The organism is Aureitalea marina (assembly GCF_002943755.1).
Taxonomy (GTDB): domain Bacteria; phylum Bacteroidota; class Bacteroidia; order Flavobacteriales; family Flavobacteriaceae; genus Aureitalea; species Aureitalea marina.
On record NZ_MQUB01000001.1, the window covers coordinates 2516614 to 2532753 of the forward strand.

The window sequence follows — 16140 nt, forward strand, 5'->3', positions numbered from 1 at the left end:
TGTATACTAATTTTTTGTAATTTGAGTGTAATGAAAGATGTTGCACTCCTTATCTGTATTGCCATCCTAGCAGGGGGATATGTGCTCCATGGTCAGGAGTCGGATCAGCAAGCAGAAATTCTGCTGGAAAAAGCCTTTTCATTCAATAATTCCAACTTAGACAGTGCTTTGGTTTACAGCGATCGGGCTCATCAGCTTGCCGTTCTTTCCGACGATGTGACCATGATCGCACGTTGCAACAACGCTAATGCCTACTTCCTGATGATGGTAGATCGTATCGACGACTCTGCCAAAGCCTTGAAGTTCAATCTGGAAAACACCAAAAGTCTGAGCCCGGCAATCAATGGCGAGACTCATTATAACCTGGCTTCGGGTTTCTATTTAAAGGAGATCTACGATCGATCCATTGAGGAATATTTGACCGCCATCACGTATTACGAAAAGGCCGCCAACAGGAAGGGGATTGCCAAGTCTAACTTGCAAGTTGGTGTTATTTACGAGAAGCTCGGAAAACAGGAGGTGGCCAGCTATTTCTATGACCAATCCATCTCAAGCAGTGAACGTGCTCTTGAGACCCATTCTTCTGACAGTATCTCTGAATACTTGCCTTCCTCCAGTCTATTGAAGATCTCTTCTGCCATGTTGAAAGAAGTAGGAGATGAGCCCTCTGTAACCTTATCCTTTATTTATTTTAATATGGGTAATAGCTCCAGAGAAATTGGCCAATGTGAAGAAAGCATTGGCTATATAACCCGTTCTCTGGAGATCAAGGAGGAGGTTGGTTATCGCCTAAACCTGGGTAAAAGTTACTTGCTGCTGGCAGATTGCCATCTGCAGTTGGGAAATCCCGAAGCTGCTTTGATCAACCTTGATCTTGCTCGACAGAACCTGGATGAGAGACAGCAAATACTGGAGATCGAAGATCTTTTGGCCAGAACCTACACCACCTTGGATAAGCCAGACGCGGCGGTTTCCGCTTATCGCAGATATATCATTCTAAAGGATTCCGTTGGTCAGCTTCAGGAGAACGAACGAATTGCTGAGATAACCGCCCAATTTGAGAATGACAAACAATCCCGTGAGATCGAACTCCTCAAGGCGGACAACCAGCTTAAAGAAGCGCAGTTAAGCAACCAGCAATTGGTCCTGTTTGGCTCCATACTCGTTTTTGTCCTGGCAAGTATGGCCGCATATTTCGGCTATAAACGTGTTCGGGCCAAACGTCAATTAGCCTATTCTGAAGTCTCCCGGCAACTGTTACAAACACAGTTAAACCCCCATTTCCTGTTTAATGCGCTAACGGGGATCCAAAGTTTTGTCAAGAAGAACGACACAGACAAAACCACTGGTTATATCCGTAATTTCAGCGGTTTGATGCGCAATATCCTGGAGCATACAACAGAGAAGTTCATACCCTTGGAGGAGGACATTGATACCATCGAAGATTACCTTTCTCTCCAGCAGATGGTCCACAACCATCAATTTGAATACAAGCTAGAGGTAGACCCACAATTGGATACGGAATTGGACTGCATTCCCCCAATGTTTACACAGCCTTTTGTGGAAAATGCGGTAATTCACGGTATAAAAGGGCTAGAAAAGGGTTCGATCCAGGTGGCATATAAGCTGAAGGATGATTCCGTTGAGGTTTGTATCAGGGACAATGGAAAGGGATTTGAAATAGGAGCAAAGAATGCTAATCGACTCCACAGGTCGATGGCCACAGGAATCACCGAGGAGCGTGTCAAGTTCTTGGCGAAATCCGAGTCCTATCCGGTGGATATAGCAATTACTGGTTCACGGCCAGGAGAAGAACTGGGTGGTACTGAAGTGGTGCTTATCTTTCCTAAAAAGTCGTGTTGATGGGATTGAGTTGTCAGATCATAGAGGACGACTCCAGGATGGCCACGGAGATAAAGGAGATCATTGCAAGTCATTTTCCGGATATCTCAGTCTTTAATACCATAGATACTACTGAAGGGGCCAAAGCTGCCTTGCAGAATAGAAAACCCGACATTTTGATTTCTGATATCAACCTGGGGGATGGGGAGATCTTCAGTGTGCTGGAGCAGCTTATGCCTGTTTCTTTCAAAATTATCTTTATAACAGCCTACAGTAAGCACGCCGTTCGCGCTTTTCGTTTCAGCGCCCTTAGTTTTCTGGAAAAACCCTTTGCTGAAGAAGAGCTGGTCGAAGCCTTTCAAATGGCTTTGGACCAGATCGATCAACAGGATTACAACCAAATGTTGCAGGTATTCTATCAGCATTACAACCAGCAAGTTGGCTCTCAGAAACTAGTGCTCAAGAATTTGGAAGCTGTGCATATTGTAAAGACAGAGGATATCCTTTTCTTGAAATCCGATAACAACTACACGGAATTCTATATCAATGACGGTAGGAAGATCATCGTTTCCAGGGCGTTGAGATCCTTTGAAAAAGACCTCCCCAAGTCTGACTTTTTCCGAACCCATCAGTCCTATCTGGTCAATCTTGATCATGCCAAGTTATTTCACAAAAAAGATTCTGTGCTGGAGTTGGTCAATGGAGCACAGGTGACGGTCTCTGGAAGAAAATCTCAATTGTTGGTCGAGCGCCTGAGTTCCTGACAATTCTCATTGATCCACCACCAATTCCGGATCAGGGCCCACAAATTCTCATTCGATCAAATAAAACCCTTCTTTATCAATAGTTTGGGTCATTATTAATCGAAATTTTTCCATTATGAAACGGTACGTATTACTTCTGGCCATGCTGGCCACCCTGACTGGTTATTGCCAGTGGAGCTTTGTTGGATCTTCCGATGGTTTTGCCCCGGATGGAGCCATAACCCCTGTTCTTCGTTTTCATCCTCAAACCAACGAGCCTTATGTTTTCTTCTTCGACTTCCTTCAAAACGTAGGGGCCGGTCCTACCCTGATGCGGTTCGATGGCTCTGATTGGGTCGATCTGGGAGGAAGAAGATTTGACGATGATGACCCCAACCTGACTCCTTTTAAAATAGGATTCGATTTTGACCGAACTAACAATTGGCCCGTCGTATACTATGATTCTCCGCCAAACCATATGCAAACCTTTGACGGTATCGATTGGATAGAATACGTGGGTGATGACACCATCCAAATCCAGGATTTCTTTATCAACGGTGACGGATTTGGGTTTGCTGTTAATCCATTAAACGGTAATCCAACTCTTGCGTTTTCAGACACAAGCAATGGGGGGACTCCAGGATTGGCTTCTGTAGTATCCTATGGCCCCACCAACTGGGGATATCTCAGCACCCCGAAGTTCTCCCAGGAAGTGGCTGCTTTTTTCGATATGGAATACTATGCCAGCAACGGCGCTCCTTATTTGTTGCATGATGGCGGTACGGGAGATCGGGTGGTGGTCTCAGAATTTGACGGGGTGGAGTGGAATGATCTGCCGGATCCCAATCTAACTAACCAAAACAATTCTATTGCTAAGATCCGCATAGATCAGAGCAACGGAGATATTTATGTGGCCAACCCGGCCAATATCGGAGGACAACCGACCATAGAGGTCAAAAAATGGGATGGCTCTACCTGGACCGATCTGGTGACGGATGTGACCCAGGTCCATGCACAGGCAACAGCTTTCGATTTCGGGATCAATCCCGGCGACGGCATGGTCTATTTATTGTACATGGACCGAAACAATACCTCATCTAATCCTAATTTGACCGTTTCAAGGTACGATGGGTCCGACTGGGTGATGCTAGGCAATGAAACCATTTCCGGAGGATCTGATCACATTAGCCTGGCATTTCATCCTGTCGATTTTGTCCCCTATGTAGCCTACGGAGCCGCATCAGGTTCGGGAGGATGGGTAAAGCGATTTGATGGCACCCTGGGGGTGAACGATCCTTCCCTTGCTCAACTCGAGATTCGCCTGACGCCCAATCCCGCTATAAATTACACTAAGATCACTGGTATGTTGGTGGATCAATACGAAGTTTATGATCTAAACGGTCGGAGGTTATTAGCCGGTTACGGAAACCAGGTCAATACCGAGTCGCTATCTGCCGGAACCTATTTGGTGAAGGTTGTGAGCACCTCCGGCCAGCCCAACCACACTAAACTGATCGTCAAGTAGAACAAAAGCCCCTTTTATCGGGGCTTTTTTTAGTTTCCTCCGCAACTGGCGCCCGCTTCTTGCAGATCCTCTAAATACTGATCGTAAGGAGTACCCGTATCTTCGCCGTTTACACTCGCATTCCCGTTGGATTGCCTGCATAGTTCGAAATCTGGGGTTGCCTGGGAAGAGCAATTTAAACAGCTGGTAGAATCGTCTTCTTTACACGATGCGGCAATCAAAAGGCCAGACAACAGCAAGCAAATCCCGATCTTGGTTAAGTGAATCTTCATGCTTCCAACGCAATATCATTTAGGGATTTACCCATATAAACCAGTACCGCATTCTTCAGATCGGTACGTACCGATTTATTGTTGGACGAAATGATGTGTAGTTCTCTATCCTGATCTTTTATGAATAAGGGAATGGTCTCTGACTCCTCGTCCGTAAAACTCATCATGGAGCCGTAGTGATTGTTACTGCGGATAGGAATTTCCTTGATCTGCGGATAAGTCTCGGCTACTCGGGACAGCTCTGGGAAATCATCCACATGGGAAAATAGTCCCTGCTCTGAGGTAAAATCAGGATTCTCCTTTTCCTCATCTGATATCAGTCTGTGGGAACCATTCTCCCCAAAATGTTCTCCCAATTTCTGTATGGCATAATCGTTAATGGTTGGGTTCGCGGTCATAGCCAATAAATAGCCCACATCGTTCAATTCGATATTGTCCGTTAGGTTGTCGGAATAGATGTTGGAAACCATGGCATCCAAGTCCATCTCCTGGGCCATTCTAATGTTCTCTTGGTTGCTGTCTATCAAAACCACGTGTCGCCCATTGTCCTTTAGATAGCGTGCTATCAAGCGAGGGAATACCGACGCTCCCACAATAAGAATTCCTTCGGATTTCTGCAGAAATACCCCGAATACTTTCGCAAGAAATCTTGCGCTGGCTGCGTTGAGCAGCACCGTCCCCAGCACCACCATAAAGACCAAAGGGGTAATGTACTCTGCGCCAGGTACACCTCTTCGGGCAAGAGTAAGTCCAAAAAGGGAGGCAATTCCAGCCGCGACGATCCCGCGCGGGCCTACCCAGCTGATAAACAATTTCTCTTTGAATGCCAGTTTGGAGCCTCTTGTACTGATCAGCACCCCTAATGGCCGGATCACAAAGATGATGATGGCCAGCAATAAAGCCGCCTGCCAATTGTAGACCAACAAGAGCTCGTCCATATTCATATTGGCAGCCAAAAGGATGAAAAGTATGGAGATCAACAGTATGCTTAATGACTCCTTGAAGTAAAGCAGTTCCTTCAAGTAATTCGATTTCATATTTCCAAGGACCATCCCCATGACAACTACTGCCAATAGTCCTGATTCCTTGGCAAACAATTCGTCCACTACGAAAACCCCAAGTACACTAGCCAGGGCAAAGACATTGAGAAGATAGTGTGGGACCCACTTTCTTCCAACCACAAAATTGAAGGCATGTGCAAAGCCAAAACCGAAGGTGGATCCTATCAAGATCTTCTTAAGAAACTCCAATCCTGCGGTCAGGGTGTATTCGCCTCCGGCATCAATGCTTATAAACTCAAAGACCAAAACGGCCACCAAAGCCCCAATCGGGTCAATAAGAATCCCTTCCCATTTCAAGACGGCCGAGACATCCTTTCTCAATGGAACATTCCTTAGAATAGGGGTGATCACCGTTGGTCCGGTGACAATGATCAAAGCTGAGAACAAGGCAGAAATCCGCCAGGACAGACCAAAGAGAAAGTGGGCGGCAACAGCGCCTCCAACAAGAGTGACCACGGCCCCTATGGTGATCAACTTGGTGATAACCGGACCTACGTTCTTGATCTCCGAAATCTTAAGGGTAAGCCCTCCTTCGAAAAGTATGATGGCGATGGCCAGGGAAACAAAGTAAAAAAGGCTCTCTCCGGGAAACAGCCCTTTCTCACCATTCCAGATGGGTTCTATCCACTTTTGTCCGTCCGCCGATAGATATTCGGCAGAGATCGGCCCTACCAAAAGACCGATCAAAATAAGCGGAAGAATGGCCGGTAACTTGAATCTCCAGGCTACCCATTGCGCCAAAATTCCGAATATGATTATCCCAGCTAGTTCTAACATGCATGAAATTTGCCTAAAAATAGGAAACTTCCGCAAACGCAACCCTCTCTGAGTGCCTCACTTTTATTATTTTGCGGGACTTATCCCGATTCGATGAATCTTTACCCCATTGAGGCTGGAAATTTTAAACTGGATGGAGGCGCCATGTTTGGAGTGGTGCCCAAGGCGCTTTGGAATAGAACCAATCCGGCCGATGCCAATAATATGATCGATATAGCAGCCAGATGTCTTCTCATTGAGAATGGCGACCGGCTGACACTTATTGATAATGGTATGGGAAACAAACAAAGCGAAAAGTTCTTTGGATACTATTACCCATGGGGTGATCACGATCTGGACAGCTCTCTTTCGGCTGCTGGATTTCACAGGGATGAGGTGACGGATGTTTTCCTGAGTCATCTCCACTTTGACCACTGCGGCGGGAGTATTCGTTGGAACAAGGACAGAAGCGGGTATGAGACGGCGTTCAAAAACGCTACTTACTGGAGTAATGAGCGGCATTGGAAATGGGCTACGGAACCCAATCGCAGGGAGCGGGCCTCATTTCTGAAGGAGAATATTCTGCCCATAGAAGAGAGCGGACAGTTAAAGTTCGTTAAAGATCCCGATTCGGACTTTTCTCAAGCGAACGAGATGGACTTTGGTATCCTGTTTGCAGATGGGCATACCGAAAAACAAATGATCCCACATATTCCCTTTCTCGGAACGCAATTAGTGTTTATGGCCGATCTGTTACCAACCGCCGGGCATTTACCAGTGCCTTATGTAATGGGATACGACACCAGGCCCTTGCTCACGCTTCCAGAAAAAGAAAAATTCCTGAACCAGGCCGCAGACAAAGGTTATTATCTGTTCCTGGAGCACGATGCCCACAATCATATCATTACGGTGAAGCGTACTGAAAAAGGAGTGAGGCTAGATAAGACCTACACGGTCGAAGAACTATTAAATTAATGACTAAAAGAATTGCTATGAATTCGATCAAAGCCATGACTATGGCGTTTGTGCTGGGAGCAACACTTGCTTCCTGTGGAGGAGGATCGGCGCCTATCCTGTCGGTGCCAATTGAAAATATCGATACCGTTCCTATTAAGATCACTGAGCTTACAGAGGCCGAGACCAAGGCCTGGGGCGGCAAAGACCTACTGATGGATACCATCCCGGGGATGAGTGTTGAAAAAGCCTATGCCGAAGTGGTGCCCAAGAAAAAAAGCGAAAAAGTTATCGTTGCCGTCATCGACAGTGGTGTGGATATTGAGCACGAGGACTTGAAAAATATCATTTGGACCAACAAGGATGAAATACCTGGCAATGGAAAAGATGATGACAAGAATGGTTATGTAGACGACGTGCACGGCTGGAACTTCCTGGGTGATGTGGTTGGCGAAAACCTTGAATATGTTCGATATATCAGAACATTAGGACCAAAATTCGAGGGCAAAACCATGTCCTCCGTACCTGAGGCGGACCGGGCAGATTTTGCGATATACGAAAAAGCACTGGCCGAATACGACAAGGAATACAGTAAAGTCCTTAATTACAAACAACAGTATTCCCAGATTTTGAGCCAGGTTAAGCCTGCCCACGAGGCTATTTCTGCAAAACTCGGAAAAGAAGATTATACCGTCGAAGATCTGCAAGGCATCCAAAACCCAACCGCTTCAGAACAACAAATGATCGCCGGTCTGTCCCAGATGTTAAATTTTGCTGATAGCGTTCCAGAGGTCTTAGAACAACTGGAGGAAGGGATTGAATATTTTGACGGTCAAATCAATGTCAACTTCAATATGGAGGAGGAATATCGCTCTGCTAAACTGGGTGATGACCCTGACGATTGGAATAGTAAGTTCTATGGAAACGGTGATGTTGACGGACCTACTGAAGATAAGGAAGATGTGAGTCATGGAACTCATGTGGCGGGCATAATTGCTGCGCAAAGAGGAAACGGGATTGGCATGGACGGAGTTGCAAACAACGTCGAGATCATGGTCATTCGTGCAGTTCCGGACGGTGATGAATACGACAAGGATATTGCATTGGCTATTCGATACGCCGTAGACAACGGTGCGACAGTGATCAACACCAGCTTTGGTAAATACTTCTCCCCTCACCCGGAATGGGTTTGGGACGCCATCAAATATGCAGCTAGCAAAGACGTTTTGATCGTCAATGCGGCAGGGAATGAAGCTTATGATCTGGATACTATCCAGGTATATCCCAACGATCAGCAAGGGGTTGGCCCAGAGATTTCAGATAATTTCATCACAATTGGAGCACTAAACCATGACTATGGCAGTGAGCTAGTTGCAGAATTCTCCAATTATGGGAAAGTCAATGTAGATGCCTTTGCTCCTGGAGTAAAGATCTGGTCCACCATGCCTCTAAATGAATACGATTATCAACAGGGTACTTCAATGGCAGCACCTGCAGTCGCAGGAGTAGCCGCTATGATCCGAGGATACTTTCCCAATCTGAGCGCCGCTCAGGTAAAACAGGTATTAATGAATAGTGGCCTGCCTTCCAATACCCCTGTCATTTTGGGTGGCGAAAGCAGCAATCAATCTAGTTTCCGAGATGTTTCAAAGTCCGGAAAAATGGTGAATTTGTATAATGCCATGATCATGGCCAGCAAGATGAAATAGACATAATGAAACAATTTTTAACTACTATCGCGATCTTCGGGTGTTTGACAACACTTTCAGCACAGAACTATGCTGGTTATTGGCAACAGAATGCCGATTATACCATGCAGATAGATGTGGATGCAGAAAAGGGAACTTACCTGGGAACCCAGGAATTGGTTTACACCAATAACTCTCCCGACACCCTGGATCAGGTATTCTACCACCTTTATTTCAACGCGTTCCAGCCGGGAAGTGAAATGGATGTTCGCTCGCGCACCATCGTGGACCCGGATCAGCGTGTAGGAGATCGAATCTCGAAACTTAGCCCGGATCAGATCGGATATATCAAGCCAAAGTCGCTCAAGCAAGACGGCCGGGACCTAAGTTATGAAGTTGCAGGAACTATCCTTGAAGTGAAGCTGAATACTCCTATTCTTCCTGGAGCTACCACAACATTTAATATGGAATGGGATGCACAGGTGCCTATCCAAATCCGTCGCTCGGGCCGTGACAATGCGGAAGGAGTGGCCTACTCCATGACCCAGTGGTACCCCAAATTGGCAGAATATGACTTCGAAGGGTGGCATGCCTACCCGTATATCGGACGTGAGTTTCATGGTGTTTGGGGGAATTTTGATGTGACCATCAACATTGACGAAAATTATGTAGTTGGCGGAACCGGATATCTCCAGCCTGATAGCAAAACCAAGAGAGGAAAAAAGAGTTGGCATTTTGTTGCTCCAGAGGTACACGATTTTACCTGGGCGGCGGATGATGAATACATCCACGACACCTATGCCGGTCCTAATGGTGTGGAACTTAACTTTTACTACAAGAACAATCCTGAAATCCTCGAGAATTGGAAAAACCTGCAGCCAAAGACGGCAGAGTTGATGAAATTCTTTAGTGAAACAATCGGCGCTTATCCATATAAGCAATACTCAGTGATACAAGGAGGTGATGGTGGAATGGAATACGCTATGTGCACCCTGATCACCGGAGAGCGGAAGTTTGAAAGTTTGGTTGGTGTGACTGCACACGAGATGGCTCATACTTGGTTTCAGTTCTTAATGGCCACCAACGAAGGAAAGCACGAATGGATGGACGAAGGATTTACTTCTTATATCTCTGCCCGAGCGATGAACAAGGTCATGAACAGCAATAGGGCCAATCCTTTCCAGGGGTCTTACCGCGGTTATGTCTACCTGGCCAATTCTGGGGCGGAACAACCTCAAACCACGCATGCAGACCGCTATGCGACCAACCGCGCCTACGGAATTACCGCTTACAGCAAAGGAGCGGTTTTTATGGCGCAATTGGGATACATCATCGGTCAGGATGCCCTGGACAAAACCATTAAAAGGTATTATGACGATTGGTCATTCAAGCACCCAACTCCAAACGACTTTATTCGAGTTGCTGAAAAGGTAAGTGGCCTCCAATTAGGATGGTACCTTATGGATTGGACTCAGACCACTAACACCATTGATTATGCGATCAAAGAAGTAACTCCTGAAAATGAAGGAACCAGTATAACGCTTGAGCGCAAAGGGCTGATGCCAATGCCGATCGATCTCACTGTAACTTTTGAAGACGGATCAACTCAACTGTATTATATCCCCTTGCAAATGATGCGCGGTCAAAAACCAGCAGCAGGTATTTCCAGGGAAGTACTTGCAGACTGGGCCTGGGCTTATCCAACCTATGACCTGGAGGTAAAGAGCGATAAAAAAGTGAGTAAAATCGTGATTGACCAGTCCGAATTAATGGCTGATGTAGATCGGGAAAACAACACCTTCGAAGCGCAGTAGCGCATAAAATGAAATTGTGCAAAACACCTGGATCCCTGGCTGGATTCAGGTGTTTTTTATCTTTAACAGGTGAGCCAACGTTTCAAGCGGTCTGAAAGACTAAAAAGCCGAAAACTGATCGACCAATTGTTCGATCGAGGATTATCCCTCAGACAGGGATCGATCAAGCTCATCTATGTCCCTATGGAAGCCGAAGAGAATCAGGCGGGTTTCTCTGTCCCTAAAAAATTGATGGCAAAAGCCGTGGACCGAAATGCTATCAAGCGCAAAATGCGCGAGGCCTATCGCCTTCACAAACATATGTTAAGCCCAGATGGCGGGCCGCAATATGCGATGATGTTTTTATATCTTTCCTCAAAGAAGCCCACGTATGAAGAGGTCCAGCGAGCTATGGTCGGACTGTTGGACAAGCTGAAGGGGCGGTCTGAAAAACAATAATGAAGATGAAAAAACGAATTCTTTTTCCCTTGGCAGCCCTGTTGCTGTTGGTGACCACTGCAGGATTCAAAAGCGATTTCTTCGAGATCGCCAAGCAGATCGAAATATTTACAACTCTGTTCAAAGAGTTGAACATGAATTATGTGGACGAGAACACGCCTGCAACTTTGATGGATAACGCGATCAAAGGTATGCTGGACGATCTGGATCCCTACACGGTCTACTGGAATGAGCAGGAGGTTCAAGAGGCGCGAATCAGAAACTCCGGTACTTATACCGGGATCGGAGCTTCTGTCAGAACACAAAAAGATAAGATCGTAATCGTAGAGCCCTTTAAGGATTATCCAGCTGATAAGGCCGGTCTTAAAGCGGGAGACGAGATCATCAAAATAGGCAATACGGCCCTGGCCGATTTTGAAGACGATGCGGGTGAGCTTCTAAAGGGGGCTGCCGGAAGCGATGTCCAGCTTACCTACCTTAGGCAAGGGAAGCAAATGACCACGACCTTAACCCGTGAAAAAGTGGACGTGAAAGCCGTTCCATTCTATGGTTTAATAGGAGAAGATATCGGTTATATCGTATTGAGTAAATTCAATCGAAGGACGACGATAGAAACGCGGAATGCCTTAGAAGAATTAAAACTTGACGGGGCCCAGAAGATCATTCTGGACCTGAGGGGAAACCCGGGAGGGTTGCTCAATGAGGCCATCAATGTGGTCAATTTATTTGTTCCTAAAGGGGAGCCCATTACCACGACCAAATCCGTAATCAATAAGTACAACAAGACGTATAAGACCCAACAGGATCCTGTAGATACAGAGATTCCCTTGGTCGTTTTGATCAACGGGCGGTCCGCCTCCGCCAGCGAGATCGTCGCTGGTGGCTTACAAGACCTGGACCGCGCAGTCATAGTCGGTGCCAGAAGCTTCGGAAAAGGCTTGGTCCAGCGCCCCAAGAAACTGACCTACGGAACACAACTAAAGGTGACCATCTCTCGCTATTACACCCCTAGTGGCCGATGTATACAAGCTTTGGATTATTGGAACAGGGATGAAAATGGCGATCCGGTTAGATTAGACCCTAAAGAATACAATGCTTTCACTACCAAAGGAGGCCGGACAGTTTACGATGGAGGCGGAATCCTTCCCGATATAGAACTGGAGTCAGCTAAATTCAGCCCGGTGACCACTGCCCTGCTTAGGGATAGGGCTATCTTCGATTATGCCACAGACTATTACTTTAGCAACACATTGGCCAACTCGGACGATTTCAAATTTGACGACAAGGATTTCAACGATTTTGTCTCCTATTTGTCCAAAAACGGCTTCGACTATCAAACTGAGACCGAAAAAGAATTCGCGCACGCCATAAAAAGAGCCGAGGATGACGGCCTACAAGAGGAGATTCAGGCCAGCTATGACCAATTAATGGCTTCCATTAACAAAGCCAAAGAGCGGGAACTGGTAAAGAAAAAGGCTGAAATCACTTCTCTGTTGTCGGATGAGATCTTAAAGCGCTATTTTTACAGGGAAGGGTTGTACTCTTATCAGATCGATCACAACCCTGAAATCCTTGAAGCCGTAGCTGTATTGAATGATGCGGCTCGATACAAAGGAATTTTGGAATAAGCCCAAGCATCTAACTCATGAACGCTATCCTGGACTTCTTCGAGCAAATGCCTGTCTGGATGAAAGCGGGTTGGGTGATTTTCTGCATTACCTTATTTTGGATACTGGAAGGCAACTATAGCCTTTTTACAAAACCCTACCGCAAGTGGCGACACGCCCGGACAAATCTGATCCTGCTTATTTTCGTGCTGCTTATCAATACGGTTTTCGGATTAGCTACAGCAGGAATTTTTAGCTGGCTTGGCGACAATAACTTCGGCCTGCTCAATCTGGTCGATTGGCCAGTTGCAGCGGAATTGATTCTCGCTATATTGGTTCTGGACCTCATTGCTCAATACGGTGTCCACTACCTTTTGCATCAGGTGCCCTGGATGTGGCGATTGCATTTAGTGCATCATAGCGACAAGCACGTAGATGCGACCTCCGGAACACGCCACCATCCCTTTGATTTTCTTATTCGAGAGATCTTTGCTCTTATTGCCGTGGTGATCACGGGCATGCCGATCTCTTTTTATTTCTTTTATCGGATACTGACTATTTTCTTTACTTATTGGACACATGCCAACCTCCGTCTTCCCCTAAAATTAGATAAGGGCTTGAGCTGGGTTTTCGTCACGCCCAATATGCATAAGTTCCACCATCATTATCAGCTCCCTTGGACAGATAGCAACTACGGAAATATGTTCGCGATCTGGGACCGATTATTTGGAACCTTTGTCTATGGAAACCCTCAGGAGATACAGTACGGAGTAGACATTGCCGATCATCGGCCGGATGAAGACCTGGCCGTACAATTGAAATTACCCTTTGATTCCGGCGTAAAATCCAAAGGATCTCGTTCATGAGTCAAAACAGCAGTCTTTCTCCTGAGAACCGCAGAATAGACTTGCTGGATATTTATCGCGGCTTTGCCATCTTTGGCATTTTCGTGGTCAATATTGAGATCATGAATTGTATCCCGCTCAATCAGGACGGTTTTTACACCAACTTCCAGGATTTTTGGAATCAATTTGCTGACGAAATCAGGAGGCTGTTCTTCTATTCCAAGTTCTTTCCCATCTTCTCCTTGTTGTTTGGCCTTGGAATTGCTATGCAGATCCAGAAACGCAAACATCTGACCAGACCTTATCGTGGATTCATCCATTGGAGAATGTTCACTTTATTGCTCATCGGAATAGGACACATCTTATTCCTGTGGTCCGGGGATGTGGTACATATGTATGCCATAATTGGCTTTTTTATTCCATTTATCCACCGTTTTTCCATGGGAAGCCTGTTAATAGCGTCGGGAATAATTCTTTTAGGATTTACTGAGCTCGGTTCGTGGATTCTCTCTGCTTTGTTAAACCTGTTATCGGCTATTGGGTCTGATCCCATCGCTAATTTTGAAAGACTTTATCCGGTGGATATCATTCCTTCTGTAATTGGTGAAGGGACTTATATGGAAGGGGTGCGCTTTAGGTTCTATGAATACCTTTTTAACCTGCCCCTGGCTTATTCTTACTTCTTTCCTTTGGCTTTGTCTATGATAGTCCTAGGGGTAGCGATCGGCAAGAGCAGTTTTCTTCGAAATCCCCAGCGTTTTATCGATGGTATCAAAATACCGGTGCTACTGATTACTATTATCAGTAATCTGTATCGATTGTTCTTTCTATATGTGGTTTTGGATCAGGGCTGGCACCACACCGATCAATGGGGCCTTTTCTCTTGTGGTTGATGCCGGTTTGCGATGTATTAATGGGGCTTTTCTACCTATGGTTTATTGGTTGGATCTATCGCTTTGTATTGATCCAGAAGTTGCTGAGCCCGTTATCATATGTTGGAAAAATGGCGTTGACCAACTATCTAGTACAAAGCTTATTCGCTTTGATGCTGTTTACGGCAGTCGGCTATGGTGGGTATATGAAATTCAGCCAGTGGGAAACCCTGTTGATTGCATTGGGATTCTTCCCTTTACAGATCTTGCTCAGTAAGTTATGGTTAAAGGTGTTTAGGTTTGGCCCAATGGAATGGGTCTGGAGGTGCTTGACCTATCGTAAACTCATTCCTATCCGGCAACGTCCGCCGGCCGGATCATAGCCATGTGCGGGATTCCGTCTTCGAGGTACTCCTCTCCTACTGTCTCAAAGCCTAAATCCCGATAAAACTGCAATAAATAGGTTTGAGCAGATAGCTTTATATCTGTGAGCCCATAGGACGTTTGTAACGCATTTATGGATACCCTCATAATGGCATTGGCCAGGCCCTGCCCGCGGTAATCTTCCTGAACCACCACCCGACCTATAGCCGGTTGGTCAAAATAAAACCCAGGACCGAAGCAACGCGTATAGGCGGCCAGCTCATCGCCTTGCCACCCCATAATGTGTAATGCATTCTGATCCTTGTTGTCTATATCTTGGTACACGCAATCTTGTTCTACAACGAAGACTTCGGATCGCAGGCGCAAAAGGGCGTACAATTCGTCCGTGGAAAGTTCCTGGTATTTCTTAATGATGATCTTCACTAATCCTGTACTATGATGTCCTTAGGGTCATCGCGTTGATATTCAGGCTGAATGTTGACGTGGTTGATTCCAAATTTTTCATCTAGAACCCTCTCGATCTCCACCATGATAAGGTCAAATTGGGATAAACTTATATCCTTATTGAATTCGATATGTGCTTCCAAGTGTACTTCTTGCTCGTTGAGTTGCCAAACATGTACGTGATGTACATTATCCACTTCTTCTAAAATAGTTAACTCTTGCCGAATATGATTTAGATCTACGTCCTCCGGCGTAAATAACATCAATACCTTGAACGAATCCTTGAGCAGGTCATAACCAACTACAATTAAATAAACAGCAATGCAAACTGTTAGAACACTGTCTACCCAGAACCAGCCAAAATACCTCATCAACAAACCACCAACCAGGACAGCAACCGATGCCAACATATCAGACATCAGATGTAAATAAGCCGAACGAATATTCATGTTGTGGTCAGAACCGCTTTTCAACAGTAGTACACTAATACCATTGGCAATTATTGCAATAGCCGCTAACCAGATCACCAGGCCGCTTTCGATGGGTTGGGGATAAATAAATCGAACTATGGCCTCATAGATCAAATAGGCCGCGACGATCAATAAAGTAGAGGCGTTTACAAAGGCTGCTATTATTTCGGCCCGTTTATATCCAAATGTTCTACGGGATGAAGCCTTTCGCTTTACCAGGCGATTGGCAAAAAAACTGATCAATAATGAAAGGACATCTGAAAAATTGTGCAGTGCATCCGAAAGCAATGACAAACTTCCAGAGATCAGTCCGCCAATCACTTGTGAAACGGTGATCACCACATTCAAAATGACAGCGATCAGCATGTTCTTTCCCTTCATATCATGGTGGTGATGATGATGGGAATGACTCATAATCGCGATTA

At 45.8% G+C, this 16140-nt stretch carries 15 protein-coding genes; 11 read left to right on the forward strand and 4 right to left on the reverse strand.

The annotated features are described in order from the left end of the window. Positions 1-30: 30 nt before the first annotated feature. The 3 genes from BST85_RS11510 to BST85_RS11520 all read left to right on the forward strand — a co-directional run bounded on the left by BST85_RS11510 (position 31) and on the right by BST85_RS11520 (position 4110). Positions 31-1863, forward strand: coding sequence for a tetratricopeptide repeat-containing sensor histidine kinase (locus BST85_RS11510; RefSeq protein ID WP_104813382.1), 1833 nt, complete (start codon positions 31-33; stop codon positions 1861-1863). Further along, entirely contained in the window at positions 1863-2606 is a 744-nt protein-coding gene (locus BST85_RS11515; protein ID WP_104813383.1) for a LytR/AlgR family response regulator transcription factor, read from the forward strand. The genes BST85_RS11510 and BST85_RS11515 overlap by 1 nt, the downstream gene beginning before the upstream one ends. Positions 2607-2721: 115 nt before the next feature. Next, positions 2722-4110, forward strand: coding sequence for a T9SS type A sorting domain-containing protein (locus tag BST85_RS11520; protein ID WP_104813384.1), 1389 nt, complete (start codon positions 2722-2724; stop codon positions 4108-4110). 29 nt (positions 4111-4139) lie between these two features. Here BST85_RS11520 and BST85_RS11525 read toward each other — a convergent pair whose 3' ends face one another. Both BST85_RS11525 and BST85_RS11530 read right to left on the reverse strand, forming a co-directional pair. Then, complete coding sequence (locus BST85_RS11525; protein ID WP_104813385.1) at positions 4140-4382, reverse strand: hypothetical protein; 243 nt, start codon at positions 4380-4382, stop codon at positions 4140-4142. Further along, a complete protein-coding gene (locus tag BST85_RS11530) occupies positions 4379-6220 on the reverse strand; it encodes a cation:proton antiporter (RefSeq protein WP_104813386.1) in 1842 nt (613 codons plus the stop codon). The genes BST85_RS11525 and BST85_RS11530 overlap by 4 nt, the downstream gene beginning before the upstream one ends. 93 nt (positions 6221-6313) lie before the next feature. Here BST85_RS11530 and BST85_RS11535 point away from each other — a divergent pair, with 93 nt between their 5' ends. From BST85_RS11535 to BST85_RS11570, 8 genes are all read left to right on the forward strand, one after another. Next, a complete protein-coding gene (locus BST85_RS11535) occupies positions 6314-7174 on the forward strand; it encodes an MBL fold metallo-hydrolase (RefSeq protein WP_104813387.1) in 861 nt (286 codons plus the stop codon). 17 nt (positions 7175-7191) lie between these two features. Continuing rightward, a complete protein-coding gene (locus tag BST85_RS11540; RefSeq protein WP_104813388.1) occupies positions 7192-8862 on the forward strand; it encodes a S8 family peptidase in 1671 nt (556 codons plus the stop codon). Positions 8863-8867: 5 nt separating this feature from the next. Next, a complete protein-coding gene (locus BST85_RS11545) occupies positions 8868-10655 on the forward strand; it encodes a M1 family metallopeptidase (protein ID WP_104813389.1) in 1788 nt (595 codons plus the stop codon). A 69-nt stretch (positions 10656-10724) separates the two neighbouring features. Further along, positions 10725-11093, forward strand: coding sequence for a ribonuclease P protein component (gene rnpA / locus BST85_RS11550; protein WP_104813390.1), 369 nt, complete (start codon positions 10725-10727; stop codon positions 11091-11093). A 5-nt stretch (positions 11094-11098) separates the two neighbouring features. Beyond that, on the forward strand, positions 11099-12721 hold the full coding sequence (locus BST85_RS11555) for a S41 family peptidase (protein ID WP_104814001.1): 1623 nt from the start codon (positions 11099-11101) through the stop codon (positions 12719-12721). A 17-nt stretch (positions 12722-12738) separates the two neighbouring features. Beyond that, a complete protein-coding gene (locus tag BST85_RS11560; protein ID WP_104813391.1) occupies positions 12739-13566 on the forward strand; it encodes a sterol desaturase family protein in 828 nt (275 codons plus the stop codon). Continuing rightward, on the forward strand, positions 13563-14438 hold the full coding sequence (locus tag BST85_RS11565; protein ID WP_104813392.1) for a DUF418 domain-containing protein: 876 nt from the start codon (positions 13563-13565) through the stop codon (positions 14436-14438). The genes BST85_RS11560 and BST85_RS11565 overlap by 4 nt, the downstream gene beginning before the upstream one ends. Beyond that, positions 14414-14800: a DUF418 domain-containing protein gene (locus tag BST85_RS11570; protein ID WP_104813393.1), complete on the forward strand. Its 387-nt coding sequence runs from the start codon at positions 14414-14416 to the stop codon at positions 14798-14800. The genes BST85_RS11565 and BST85_RS11570 overlap by 25 nt, the downstream gene beginning before the upstream one ends. Here BST85_RS11570 and BST85_RS11575 read toward each other — a convergent pair. Together BST85_RS11575 and BST85_RS11580 are read right to left on the reverse strand one after the other, a co-directional pair. Beyond that, on the reverse strand, positions 14769-15224 hold the full coding sequence (locus BST85_RS11575; RefSeq protein ID WP_104813394.1) for a GNAT family N-acetyltransferase: 456 nt from the start codon (positions 15222-15224) through the stop codon (positions 14769-14771). The genes BST85_RS11570 and BST85_RS11575 overlap by 32 nt on opposite strands. Beyond that, the gene (locus BST85_RS11580) at positions 15224-16129 is read right to left on the reverse strand and encodes a cation diffusion facilitator family transporter (protein WP_104813395.1); all 906 of its coding nucleotides are present in this window, start codon (positions 16127-16129) and stop codon (positions 15224-15226) included. Before BST85_RS11580 ends, BST85_RS11575 begins: the two co-directional genes overlap by 1 nt. Positions 16130-16140: the final 11 nt, after the last annotated feature.

Coding starts and splice junctions, on each gene's coding strand:
- BST85_RS11520 (WP_104813384.1), top strand. CDS start 2,722: ATGAAACGGTACGTATTACTTCTGGCCATGCTGGCCACCCTGACTGGT.
- BST85_RS11530 (WP_104813386.1), bottom strand. CDS start 6,220: ATGTTAGAACTAGCTGGGATAATCATATTCGGAATTTTGGCGCAATGG.
- BST85_RS11545 (WP_104813389.1), top strand. CDS start 8,868: ATGAAACAATTTTTAACTACTATCGCGATCTTCGGGTGTTTGACAACA.
- BST85_RS11580 (WP_104813395.1), bottom strand. CDS start 16,129: ATGAGTCATTCCCATCATCATCACCACCATGATATGAAGGGAAAGAAC.
- BST85_RS11525 (WP_104813385.1), bottom strand. CDS start 4,382: ATGAAGATTCACTTAACCAAGATCGGGATTTGCTTGCTGTTGTCTGGC.
- BST85_RS11540 (WP_104813388.1), top strand. CDS start 7,192: ATGAATTCGATCAAAGCCATGACTATGGCGTTTGTGCTGGGAGCAACA.
- BST85_RS11565 (WP_104813392.1), top strand. CDS start 13,563: ATGAGTCAAAACAGCAGTCTTTCTCCTGAGAACCGCAGAATAGACTTG.
- BST85_RS11510 (WP_104813382.1), top strand. CDS start 31: ATGAAAGATGTTGCACTCCTTATCTGTATTGCCATCCTAGCAGGGGGA.
- BST85_RS11535 (WP_104813387.1), top strand. CDS start 6,314: ATGAATCTTTACCCCATTGAGGCTGGAAATTTTAAACTGGATGGAGGC.
- BST85_RS11570 (WP_104813393.1), top strand. CDS start 14,414: ATGGGGCCTTTTCTCTTGTGGTTGATGCCGGTTTGCGATGTATTAATG.
- BST85_RS11555 (WP_104814001.1), top strand. CDS start 11,099: ATGAAAAAACGAATTCTTTTTCCCTTGGCAGCCCTGTTGCTGTTGGTG.
- BST85_RS11515 (WP_104813383.1), top strand. CDS start 1,863: ATGGGATTGAGTTGTCAGATCATAGAGGACGACTCCAGGATGGCCACG.
- BST85_RS11560 (WP_104813391.1), top strand. CDS start 12,739: ATGAACGCTATCCTGGACTTCTTCGAGCAAATGCCTGTCTGGATGAAA.